8 protein-coding genes are annotated in these 12844 nt (G+C 41.7%); 2 read left to right on the top strand and 6 right to left on the bottom strand.

From position 1 onward, the window contains the following. The first annotated feature begins 448 nt into the window (after positions 1–448). Positions 449–1975: a GH3 auxin-responsive promoter family protein gene (locus tag AB8M93_RS05390; protein ID WP_373056553.1), complete on the top strand. Its 1527-nt coding sequence runs from the start codon at positions 449–451 to the stop codon at positions 1973–1975. Here AB8M93_RS05390 and AB8M93_RS05385 read toward each other — a convergent pair. The 5 genes from AB8M93_RS05385 to AB8M93_RS05365 form a co-directional block, all read right to left on the bottom strand. Next, positions 1972–2721, bottom strand: a complete 750-nt coding sequence (locus AB8M93_RS05385) for a DsbA family protein (RefSeq protein WP_373056552.1) — start codon at positions 2719–2721, stop codon at positions 1972–1974. The two genes, AB8M93_RS05390 and AB8M93_RS05385, sit on opposite strands and share 4 nt — an antisense overlap. A 93-nt stretch (positions 2722–2814) precedes the next feature. After that, entirely contained in the window at positions 2815–3744 is a 930-nt protein-coding gene (locus tag AB8M93_RS05380) for a manganese catalase family protein (RefSeq protein ID WP_373056551.1), read from the bottom strand. 306 nt (positions 3745–4050) lie between these two features. Further along, positions 4051–5619 (bottom strand): serine hydrolase, encoded by a 1569-nt coding sequence (locus tag AB8M93_RS05375; protein ID WP_373056550.1) that lies wholly within the window; start codon positions 5617–5619, stop codon positions 4051–4053. Between the two features lie 163 nt (positions 5620–5782). Further along, a complete protein-coding gene (locus AB8M93_RS05370) occupies positions 5783–6013 on the bottom strand; it encodes a hypothetical protein (protein WP_373056549.1) in 231 nt (76 codons plus the stop codon). Between the two features lie 284 nt (positions 6014–6297). After that, a complete protein-coding gene (locus AB8M93_RS05365; protein WP_373056548.1) occupies positions 6298–9168 on the bottom strand; it encodes a M16 family metallopeptidase in 2871 nt (956 codons plus the stop codon). A gap of 284 nt (positions 9169–9452) precedes the next feature. Here AB8M93_RS05365 and AB8M93_RS05360 point away from each other — a divergent pair, with 284 nt between their 5' ends. Beyond that, positions 9453–11939 (top strand): glycogen/starch/alpha-glucan phosphorylase, encoded by a 2487-nt coding sequence (locus AB8M93_RS05360; RefSeq protein ID WP_373056547.1) that lies wholly within the window; start codon positions 9453–9455, stop codon positions 11937–11939. A gap of 2 nt (positions 11940–11941) precedes the next feature. Here AB8M93_RS05360 and AB8M93_RS05355 read toward each other — a convergent pair whose 3' ends face one another. After that, positions 11942–12844 carry an ATP-grasp domain-containing protein gene (locus AB8M93_RS05355; protein WP_373056546.1) on the bottom strand — a complete coding sequence of 301 codons (903 nt, stop codon included), beginning with the start codon at positions 12842–12844 and terminating at the stop codon, positions 11942–11944.

Here is a 12844-nt window from a genome sequence, read left to right as displayed (position 1 = left end):
AAAAAGTTATACAGATTAAGGGCAGCCACAGGTGTAGCCGGCAGTTTGCTGAATGATGAAAACTGGTAATAATCCTTCTATAGTTTTAAAGCTGTACCACCTGTTCCAATTTAAACATTTGGTGCAGCTTGCTGTAAATACTTAATTATGAACCGCTTTAGCAGCGATTTTTCTAAAGTTACATTTTTTTTGGATGTAGGCAACGCCTTTAAGAATTGTTAAACCAAGTCAAGAACACGGTTTTTTCTTCAGAAAAAAATAGGGCCGCTTTATGTCTTAGGCCATAAAGTCATTCTTTACCTTTACCGCAAAATTCGGCATAAGGAGGGCACAGATTACTTATAAAGAAGTTAAACTCCATAAGAAAATAATGCAGATTGGTTATCTTGAGACTATAGATGGGGATGCAGGGTATTTTAATTTTATATCCTGAATAATACACGAATACATGGGGCTATTTAACAGGCTGGGGAACCAATACCTTAAGAGGAGATTGTCTTCTATAGATGAAATGAAGGAGAATCCTTTAAAAGCACAGGCAAAGGTCTTAACGGAATTATTGAAGAGGGGCAAAGGAACTGTTTACGGCCAAAAACATAATTTCTCCGGTATCTCTAGTCCCGGCGATTTCCGCGAAAAAGTTCCTGTGGTAAATTATAACGAGCTAACTCCATTTATTCACCGTGCAATGCAGGGTGAAAAAAATGTGCTCTGGCCGGGGCGTATGGAGAATTTCGCCAAATCATCGGGCACTACAGAAAGCAGCAGCAAACTTATTCCTGTTTCTGAAGAAGGCCTTAAAAATTGCCATTATCTGGGCGGCAGGGACATGCTGGCCATTTACCTGCGTAACCATCCCGATTCTAAATTGATTACCGGTAAAAACCTTTCTATAGGAGGAAGCCAGGAGGGCAGCCCGGTTGCAGGAAAAAATAATTTTTATACCGGCAATATATCTGCAATCGTAATGAAAAACCTGCCATTTTGGGCACAACTGGGGAGAACTCCCGGGCTAAAAGTTGCTTTAATGAATGACTGGGAGAAAAAACTGGAGGCTATCACTGCTATTACTTCCCAACAAAAAATAACCAGTCTTGCCGGTTCTCCCATGTGGATGCTGCTGTTGCTACAGCATATCCAAAAGGAACAAAAATTTAAAGATATAAGGGAGGTATGGCCGCACCTGGAGGTATTTTTCCACGGTTCAGTTTCTTTTGCGCCTTACAAGCCGCTGTTTGAGGAACTGGATGGCGCAGGCACCCTGCGGTACCAGGAAATCTATAATGCCACGGAAGGATTTTTTGGGATCCAGGACCTAACAGATGATACTTCCATGTTGCTTATGCTTAACTATGGAATCTTCTATGAATTTATTCCTGAAGAAGATTTTTCTGATGAATCGCCGGAAACGTTGCTGCTTAGCGAAGTGAAGACCGGCAGGAAATATTCTCTGGTAATTTCTACAAATTCCGGACTTTGGCGATATAAGATAGGGGACAGCATAAAATTTACTTCCCTGAATCCTTTTCGGTTTAAAATAATGGGAAGAACAAAGCATTGTCTCAATGTTTTTGGGGAAGATCTCTTTGCAGAACAGGGAGAAGCAGCTTTGGCGAAAGCCTGTAAAAGAACCGGTACCTTGATGAGCAATTTTACGGTGGCACCATTTTTCTACAGCCAGGGAGAAAAAGGTTACCATGAATGGGTGGTAGAATTTAAAAAACCTCCTGCCCGTCCCGAGGAATTTGCCAAAATACTTGATGAAGAACTCTGCAATCTTAATGAGGATTATCGCCAGAAAAGGAAAGCAGATACCGCTATAGATAAGCCTGTAGTAAGAGAAGTGCCGGAAGGTACCTTCTATCAATGGCTTAAAAGCAAGGAAAAACTGGGCGGGCAGCATAAAATTCCCGCTATGTCCAATAACAGGCAATTTGTGGAAGAAATATTAAGCTCTCTTAGAACAGTATCTTAAGTTCTGCTGATAGCCAGGTCCTTGATTTCTTTCAATTCCCTATGGGTTAAATACTCCCAGCTGTTAATATAATCTTCTTCATTAATATTTTCAGCAATTTCCAAATTGGGGTCCAAGGCTTTAAAAGCATCTACTAGAACATTAAAGGGCCGGTACCCGGTGATTTGAACCGTACGCTCGCCGTAACTAATCAACAGGCTGGGAAAACGGGTTATCCCTTTAATCTTTAGTGCCTCCAGATCTTTCCGGAACAAGTCTGCAGCCTGATTAGAATGCATGGCTTTTTTGAATACTTCCAGATCCAGCAGGTTTTTCTCCTGAAGTTTTCCCGCAATATCAAAAATGACTTCTTTATCTCCAATATTCTGCTTCTTCATCATTACCGCTTCGCGCAATTCCCTTAGCATGGCTTCTCCTGCTGTGTGGCTTTGCATTTCTGACGCCTTAACGGCCATACAGGCAAGATAAGAGGTGTCTACGGGATTATGCAACCAGATGCTTTCTTCTACAGGCTGGCCGGTAGAATGTTTAGCTTCCATCCAGAGCGGGCCCATTTGTGCAGGCCTGGAAATATTGTTCATAGGATCTTCAAAATGCTGCCAGTCGCGCAACAAGCCTCCCATGATGTAGCGGTAAGCAATGCGGCCTTTAAATAAATATCTTAATTTTCTCAGTTGAGGTTCCATTCCCCAGCTCCAGCAGCAAAGGGGATCTGTGTAATATTCAATATAAAATTTTTCAGCCATAACAGGTTTTAAGGGTTGGTTTAAAAGAAGTAATTCCAGAAGCAGTTTCTGCTTCTGGAATAATAAAACTTCTCCAGAAATAATGGGAGGTATTTAGTATTTACTCCATTGGGTTTCCCCGTCTGGCATTGCCGCTTTCACCTCCTGGCTCTTCTTCTTACTAAGTTCCTTGTTCTTTTTATCTACTTCTTCCAGGCTCCTTGTGGAATTAGCAGAGTGGTTCTCTGTCATTCCCTTAGATTCTTTCACATGTGCAATAGGATCGGAAATGTATTCCCATGTTTCCCCTAACTGCGGGCTTTTGCCTTCATTCCAGGGGCCTCGAACATCTTCCCCGTTAGAAAGATTGAAATATTTATTGCTGTACCGTGGATCACTTTGCAATACTCCCGGAGGGAAATTTGGCTCTATGGTATCCAGTGCTGCCTGGAACATCTGGAAATGCGCCACTTCCCGGGTCATCAAGAACCTGAGCGTATCTTTAACATGAGGGTCGCTGGTGTGCTGTAGCAAATATTCATATACAATTTTTGCCCTGGATTCTGCAGCTATATTAGAACGCAAATCTACCGTAAGGTCCCCGTTGGCGTTTATATATTTCCCGCTAAAGGGATTTCCCTGGCTGTCCACAGGGGCCACGCCACCACCGGTAAGATTAAAAAACTGAGGGTTAACCATTGCCTGGTGAATAAATTCTTCCTTAGAGGCTTTTCCTTTCATCAAAGCCATTATTTCAGATTCTTCAGCGGCATTCTTAAGGTCACCGTTTACTCCTTTTAATAACATCTGGATGGTTGCTCCCACAATTTCAAGGTGGCTGAACTCTTCCGTAGCAATATCCATAAGCATATCGTACTTGTCCGGATGTACTTTTTTAGCCGAAAACGCCTGTGTAAAATATTGTAGCGCTGCCGCCAGTTCCCCGTTCGCACCCCCAAACTGCTCCAGCAGCATACTGGCAAATCCCGGATCGGGTTTGGACACTCTGGCATTGTACTGTAATTCTTTTACGTGGTAAAACATAATTTTCCTGGTTTTTGAGTTAAAAATTCCTTTTGTAGCTGAAGGAGAAAGGAAAGTTTTCCTGGGGAGGATTCTGCTTCACAACTTTAAAATTAGAACATAATGTTGGCGCGGAAAGTTAAATAACTTCTAAAGATATGTTATTTAACTCCTGTTTTACGGGATAATAAATTTGCTGATTTTTTAGATTGTAAGAGGAAAATTACATTAATAGAAAATATTAGTTTGTAAAAGCAATTTTGAGGTAATCGCATTAGCCATCCCGGATTTATATCTATGTTTTTCTCCGGTTGCTTTCTGTCTGGTCTATATCCTGGTGAAATTTAAATCCTGATAGTCATAACTAAAATCGGTCATGGGAGATACAGGTTCCATGGAAAATCCTTTAGCTTCCGCTTCTTTATTCAGGGAAAAAATTACAAAAGCATCGGCATTTAATCCACGGGCGTTCCATTTTACCACAAACGCATTGCCTTTGTAAAAGCTCATCTCTCCTTTAAAATCAGGAGCATTTTCAGCTTCAAAAAACAACTTTCCGCCTTTTTCAGAAATTTTCACTTTTCCAAACCAGGGATCCTGGTAAGTGCCGGTATAACGGGAAATGGACCCTGGCTTCAAGCTTTTACTTTTCTGAACTGCAGCCACCTCTTTCCAAATTTGAGCTACTACAGAGTCGGCCTCTTTTTCGCTTTTAATCCTGGTGTTGTTGTATTGCTTAATCCTGTTTTCGCCTTCAATCCCAAAATAGGAATCTTTAATAGTGTTGGTAATTGACCTAAATGCCGCTCCGGATTGCTGGTTGGTAAGCACGATGATCCCCAGGTCCAGTTCCGGGATCATGGTAACCTGGCTCACAATTCCTAAAAGTCCGCCGGTATGGGTCACTTCTTTGTAACCATTAACATCACTAAGAAACCAGCCAAGACCATAAGCTTTAAAATGAGTGTTATAATCTCCGCTTCCGGTTCTTAAAATGGTTTGAGGCGTCCACATTTCCTCATGGACCTCTTCGCTGAAAAGGCGCTTTTGCAAATCTTCGCCATATTTGCCGTGGTTTAATTGTGCCTGCACCCATTTGCTCATATCATTTACTGAAGAATAAATACCTGCGGCAGGATTGGCGACTTTTGTAAAACTCAGGCCAACAGTTACCAGTTTTCCATCTACCGGGGCATGGCCTTCAATTACATTGGAATAATCATCAATACGGTGCCAGGACATGGCGGTACGGTCCATGTGAAGCGGTTCCAATATATTCTCCCTTATAAATTCTTCGTAATCTTCCCCGGCAACCCTTTCCACAATCTCTCCGGCCACAATATAAAGCAGGTTGTCATAATCAAATTTGGATCGGAAAGAAGAAACCGGTTTTAAAAACCTTAGGTTATAGATAAGTTCCTCCATATTGGTTTTGTTGGCTGCCGGAAAAACCATCAGGTCGCCGGCACCAAGGCCCAGGCCACTGCGGTGGGTAAGCAAGTCCCGGATTGTAAACTCGCTGGTGACGTAAGGATCGTACAATTTAAATTCCGGGATAATTTCGGTGACTTTGGTATCCCAGGAAATTTTTCCCTGGTCTATAAGCTTTCCAAGAGCCGCACTGGTAAAAGCTTTGGTATTGGAAGCCACCCCAAAAAGGGTATTTTCATTTACTTCTCCTCCCTTTTCCAGGGACCGTACGCCGTATCCCTTCATATGAACAATTTTTCCGTCTTTAAGAACTGCCACTGCAATTCCGGGAACATTAAAAGTAGTCATGGTTTTTTCCACAAGGCTGTCCAGCTGTGCATCGCTAATGCCCTGGGCTTTTGTAGTGGAAATAAATGTAGAAACGAAGAAGAGCAGCAGTACTGCCCTGAAAGATATTGCCTGCATAAGAAATCCTACTATTTTAGAAGCTAAGATAAACAAATGGAAAGTAAAGCCGCCATGATCTTTTATCTGAAAAAGCAATCTGCATGAGGAAACTAGAAATAAAAATCACCCCAAGGTACAGCTGCACCAAGGGGTGATTCGGGAAAGTACAAAATTGGAAAATTTAAATTTCTTTGTTCTGCAGCAATTCCTGTACAATTATGCGATTTGCATAAGTGGTTTTAGTGATAGTATTCCAGGCTTGCAAGCCAACGGCAGTTGCTAAATCAATCTCTTCCTGAATTTTCAAAATATTGTGCATTTTCAGGATATTTTGCTGCATTGGGGTAGAGAGGGAACGGAACATTTTAGTTGTTGCAATTTGTTCCCGACTTATATTTTTTGTTATTACCATAATTGGGGATTTTATGTAATCTGGAAGACAAATGTAGAATCTTTCTTATCATCTTCATTAACTTTTCTTCACTATTTATTAACATATTATTAGGAAACCAAAAGCATGCCGAAATATTCTTAATATTGAAGAAAATAAATTAAAATCCCATAATTAAAAGTTTACTATTGAAAATCAATGCTATACGAATTGCATGGCGTTTATTGCAACCTAAAAGTGTAATAAAAAAGGCTGGTTGAAATTTTTCAACCAGCCTTTTTTAAGACCAAAATCAGTAAATTTATTTATGGTTTTACTGCCGAAAGTTTGACTTCTTCCCCTTCTTTATTCAATAATTTAACCTCATCAAAGCCCATATTTTTAAACTGCTGAAACTGGGTGGCGGCATCGCCTACCACCAGATAAGCCATTTTTGATTCATCTAAATATTTGTTGGCAAGCTCTTTATGCTGCTCCAGCGTCATATTCCCAATGATCTTTTCTTCATTTTCAATATATTTTGGATCCAGCTCATACGCGCTCATTTCCTGAAGCATTCCCAATAGCGATCCCTGGGTTTCAAAGCGGCGGGCATTGGATTTTATAAGCGCGTTCTTGGTAAATTCAAGATCTTCTTTACTGATGCCGTCTCTGTATTTGGCAATTTCGTCCCTGAAAATTTCTACAGATTCTCCCGTAGTATTTGTTCTAACACTTGAAGAGGCTGTGAAGGTGCCCGGAATTTTAGTTCCGCTAAAACCAGATCTTGCTCCGTAGGTATAGCCTTTCTCTTCTCTTAAAATCAAATTCACGTTTCCTGAAAAAGATCCTCCCAGCTTATAATTCATAACTTCCGCAGGGAAAAAATCTTCGTCTGTACGCGGGATGGCAATGTACCCAATATTGATCACCGATTGCTTGGCATTAGGGACATCTACAAAATATAAAGAAGCTTTATCGCGCTCATTCTTAATTTCGAATTCAGGAATATTTACTTCTTTGGCTTCCCAGTTCTTTTCCAGGCCTTCTACGGCAGCTAAAGCTTCAGATTTGTTAACATCTCCCACTACATGAAAACGGCTCACAGTTGGAGAGAAATTTTTATTGTAGAAGCCCTTAAGGTCTTCCATGGTAATAGATTCAACAGATTCCTCCGAGCCTAAAGTTGGATAGGCAAGAGGGTGGTTCTCACCATATAAAACCTTATTATAAACCCTTTCTGCAATGGCATTAGGATTTGCTTCAGCTCTTTTGATGCTGTTGATGGTGCTGGTTTTAACTCGTGCCAATTCTTCTTCATCCCATCTTGGCTCCAGCAAAATCTCCTGGACAAGGTCCATGGTTTCCTGGAAGTTACGTTTTAGCGTATTGCCACGAATCACTATAGATTCATCTGTAGTGTACATATAGATGTTTGCGCCAAGCAGGTCTATTTCCTCTTCCAGCTCTTCAGGCGTTTTGGTGGCGGTACCTTCCATCATAATATCGGTCATTAAATTGGCCACGCCGTTTTTGTCAAGATCGTCAAGAAGATGGCCGCCGTCTATAACCAGGCTGAAATTCACCAAAGGCAGCTCATGCTGCTCGATGCCATAAACTTCCATCTGGTTATCCATTTCTACAGTCCAGGATTCCGGAATGCTTAGTTTGGGAGTTTCTCCCATTTCAGGCGGTACGGAACGATCAAAATTTGAAGGGGTTTTCTGGATTTCCTGTTCAGTCTCCACAACTTCAGTCTCTACGTTCTCAGTGATTTCTTCTTCTACAACTTCTGCTTTTTCAGAATTTTCAGCAATAAGGTTCATCTCGCCCTTGGGTACAAAGCTGGTAAGCACAAAAGGTTTATCTTTTATATACTTGTTATAAACCCTCATTACGTCTTCTTTGGTGACAGATTTGATGTTTTGGATATCTTCTTCAATAAATCCGGGATCTCCCGCAAATACATCATATTGCGCCAGTTGGAAAGATTTGCCGAGGACGCTGCTTATTCCGTTATAAAAATCGGTTTCCAGCCCTGCTTTAATACGTTCAATATCACGCTCCGTAACACCTTCTTTTTCAAACAGGTCAAAAGCTTCTTCAATCCCGGCTTCCACACTGTCTAAATCTACCCCGGCATTGGCCGTTACCTGAATTTGAAATTTACCGGCAATCTGGTCTGCACTATTATATGCGTAAGGTTGTGAAGCGAGTTCTCTTTTCTTAACAAGCACCTTGTAGAGCGGCGCTTTCTTCCCGTCAGATAATACCTGGCCCAGGAAATCCAGGGCGTAGGCATCCTTATTGTACTGCTCTACCGCCGGCCAGACCATATTTAACTGTGGCGCGGTGGCAAAATTGTCTTCATGGTATAACCTTTTGGTTTCATCAAGGGACACAGTTTGTGTTTGCAGGGGCTCCACTTCCTGGCGCTTTTTGATTTCCCCGAAGTATTTTTCCACCATTTCTTTAGTTTTGGACCTGTCAAAATCTCCCGCTATCACTAAAGTGGCATTATTTGGGCCGTAAAACTTATCATAAAATTCCTTTACGTCTTCTACGGTGGCATTCTGAAGGTCTTCCAGTTCTCCAATTACCTGCCAGCTGTAGGGGTGCCCGTCCGGATACAAATTTTTATCTATCACCCAACTGGTATGGCCGTAAGGATTATTGTCTACGCGCTGGCGTTTTTCATTCTGTACCACTTCCTGTTGATTAACAAAAGCAGATTCTGTAACGGTATTGATTAAATATCCCATACGGTCAGATTCCAGCCACATCACGGTTTCCAGTGCGTTGTTGGGAACCACTTCATAATAAACCGTTCCGTCCTGCCAGGTGCCTCCGTTTAAAGTTCCGCCGGCATCCTGTATTTTTTTGAAGAATTGGTCCTGCGGAACATTTTCAGATTCCTGGAACAGCATATGCTCAAAAAGGTGCGCAAACCCGGTGCGGCCTTTTTTCTCACGGTTAGATCCCACGCCGTATTGGATAGCCACGGAAACAATAGGATCTGATTTGTCCTGATGGAGAACAACATTGAGCCCGTTATCCAGCTCATACTTTTCGTAATCGATTGATAAACCTGCATCTGCGGTGTCATTTTTGTCTTTCCCATTATCTTTACAGGAAACAAAACCAACCAGAAGCAATGACAGCATGAATACCATCGGTTTGAATTTGATGATTGTCATTGATGTAATTTTAAGTTAAAAATTTGCTAAATATAATGCATTGTAAGTTATTAATTGGAGGCCCTTGTGCTGAAATTGTTACAAAATCTTCATATCTTTTTAGAGTTTATTGAAAATAGCATATTCCTTAAAGCCTTTGGAAGTTCTGAAAGCCTTAGAGATATCATCTTCCGCAGAAAATATAAAGGATATAGATGCCGAAGACCAGGCCTTTAAAAAGTTTACCCACAGGCTTAATAAAAAAATGACTATTTTTTAATCTCTTTTGATCTAAACAAAATCCAATGCAACAGAACGAAACAATCAGGAATTATCTTTCTTCAAAAGAAGCAGAAGAACACCTGGGCCTGACCAAAGAGGAAATAAAATCTTCATTTCTTGAAAACCTGTTTTACCGGATTGGGCGTATCCCTCCGCTTGCCAGCAACCTGGACCTGTATTCTGCCCTCGCGTTGGCCATTAGAGACAGAGCTTTTAAACAATTTGTAAAGTCTACAAATGAAATTGCCCGGAAGAACGCGAAATCTGTCGCTTATTTTTCAGCAGAATATTTGCCAGGCCCGCACCTGGGGATGAATCTCCTTAACTTAAGGATAACCGGAGAAACAAGGCAGGCGCTGGAAGAACTGGACATAAAACTGGAAGATTTGCTGGAAGAAGAGGTGGAGCCGGGCCTGGGAAACGGCGGCCTTGGCAGGCTGGCGTCCTGTTACCTGGATGCTATGGCCACGCGCGGGATTCCTTCTGTGGGCTACGGGATACGGTACGAATACGGAATTTTTAAGCAGGAAATCAAAGACGGCTGGCAGTCTGAAGCTACAGATAAATGGCTGCATTATGGAAATCCGTGGGAGGTGGTGCGGCCGGAGATTGCCTACGAGGTGAAATTTGGCGGGAAAACTGAACATGGCCAGGATTCCAATAATGATTTTCATGTAGAATGGATCCCCGAGATGAAACTTAAGGGCACGGCATACGATACTCCTATTCTTGGTTATAAGGGCAATGGCATTATCATGCGTTTGTGGAGATCTGAAGCTATAGAGTCTTTTGATTTTTCAGCCTATAACGGCGGCGATTATTATCGTGCCGTAGAGAAAAAAATAAGGTCTGAAAACCTTACCAAGGTACTTTATCCTAACGATGAGAACCTCTCCGGCAAGGAACTTCGCTTAAAACAACAATATTTCTTTGTTTCCTGTTCGCTTCAGGATATCCTGCACCTGCACCTGTTCCAGGGTAGAAGTTTGGAGAGCCTGCACGAAAAATTCACCATTCAGCTTAATGATACCCACCCTTCAATTTCAGTAGCAGAACTTATGCGGTTGCTGGTGGATCGCCATGATATGGAATGGGATACCGCGTGGGAGGTTACAAGACAAACCTTTGCCTACACCAATCATACGCTTTTACCTGAGGCTTTGGAAACCTGGCCGGTAAGCCTGCTGGGGCAAATTTTGCCACGCCATCTGGAGATTATTTATGAAATAAACAGTCGTTTTTTACATGAATTGAGGGACCAGAATTTTAGCGGGGAGCAAATTGCCGGGATGTCTATTATAGATGAGCGGGGAGAACCTTCAGTACGTATGGCACATCTGGCAACTGTGGGCAGTTATAAAGTTAACGGAGTTTCAGCCCTGCATTCTATGTTGTTAAAGAACCAGGTGCTTAATGATTTTGCAAGTTTTTGGCCAGAAAAATTTACCAATGTAACCAATGGAATCTCCTACCGGCGGTTCCTGGCAGTGAGTAATCCCGGCCTGGCGGGACTTATTACAGAAAAAATTGGAGAAGGTTGGTATACTAACCTTGAGGAAATAAAAGCTATAGAAAAGTATGTGGAAGATGAAGAATTCCAACAAAAATGGGCAGCAGTAAAACTGGAAAATAAAAGAAACCTGGCTCGTTATATACAGGAGCAAACGGGAATTTCCATAGCTCCTGAAATGCTTTTTGATGTGCATGTAAAAAGGATACATGAATACAAACGCCAACATCTTAAAATACTTCATATTTTAAGCCTTTACCTTAAAATAAAAAATGGAAAGGCCGGCGAAGTTGCTCCCTGTGCCTTTATTTTTGGAGGCAAAGCCGCCCCGGGATATTTTATGGCCAAGCGCATTATCCGGCTTATTACCGCGGTTAGTGAACTGGTAAATAATGATGCAGATGTAAATGATAAAATTAAGGTTGTTTTTCTGCCAAACTTCAGTGTAAAACAGGCGCAAAAAGTTTATCCCGCGGCCGATCTTTCCGAACAGGTTTCCCTTGCTGGCAAGGAAGCCTCGGGTACGGGGAACATGAAATTTGCCTTAAACGGGGCATTAACAGTGGGAACACTAGATGGGGCCAATGTGGAGATATGTGAACAGGTGGGGGAGGAGAATTTCTTTCTTTTTGGCCTTACTGCTTCAGAAGTGCAGGAGGTTAAGGCAGAAGGTTACCGGCCTTATAAGTTGTATGAAGAAAATGAACAACTAAGGCAGGTACTTGATTTCCTTGTTTCAGAAGAACTTTCTAACGGAGACCCTGAACTTTTTCGCCCGGTTTATGAGAACCTTTTGCAACAGGATCCTTACCTCTTGCTTAAGGATTACCAGTCTTACATGCACTGCCAGGAGCACATTCATGAAGTATGGCGTAATAAAAAAGAGTGGATTAAGAAATCTATCCACAATGTTGCTAATATGGGGAAATTCTCTGCAGACCGGTCTATACGAGATTACAGTGTCGAAATTTGGGATGTGGAACCTGTTATAGTGGAATGATATTAGCAGCCGAGGTATTGGGCCAATGCTGCTGAAATGTTTTGCCTGCAATTTGTTTCATAATGACTATAAGCGGGACTGGGATTCATTTCAAAACAATAATATTTCTCCTCTTTAGGATGATATTTGAAGTCGATGCCAGAAAAGTGCATTCCTGTACTCCTGGTAAGTTTTATACAGGCTTTGCTTATTTTCTCCGGAAGGCTAAAGCTTGTGTAACTGGCTTTTTGGTCGTATCTATAATCGGTTTTTGCTGAGGTGATCCTGCTGGCAAAAACCGTTTCTCCCAACACATGCACCCGCACATTGTCCCCCGCAATATATTCCTGGAATTGTGTTGGGCACCAGCATATTTTTGGAAGTTTTTGGAGATCTTCCTCCTTAAGTGTTTTTACAATAGAGCGTTCCCCGCTGGCAGACTTATAGATAATCGTTCCTTTTTGCCTGTAAAAGTGAACTACTTCCTCCGGCCGGTTGGTAATAAGGGTTTCGGGAACAGATAAACCGAATTTTTTAATAAGGTTTATCTGGAAAGGTTTGGACATATTGGAAGTCATGGAAGAATTTTTGTTCAGGACTTTTGCATTTGTGACTTCAAACCACTGCATCAGGCTTTCATGTAAAACACGACATTTAATTTTAATAATTTCGTCCTTTCCGGCATACTCAGGAATAGTACTGTAATTTACCAGGCGGTTATAAATTCCGGTAAATTTTTGGAGATCATATGGTTTATTTTCAAGGCCAAGGCTTCCTGTAATTTTTCCTTCGGAAATCTGGAAATGAAATTCAATATTTTCAAAATTTCGCTGGTTGAAAATAACATGAGGGATATTTTGCTCCTTCAGTCGCTGGACCAGGAGCGCCACGGGTTTTTCAGAAGGAATTCCGCAGACTAAGACCAT

This window comes from Autumnicola aciditolerans, from assembly GCF_041679265.1.
GTDB lineage: Bacteria > Bacteroidota > Bacteroidia > Flavobacteriales > Flavobacteriaceae > Autumnicola.
Note: the sequence above shows the minus strand (reverse complement) of the source record. Positions and strands in the feature narration are given on the sequence as shown.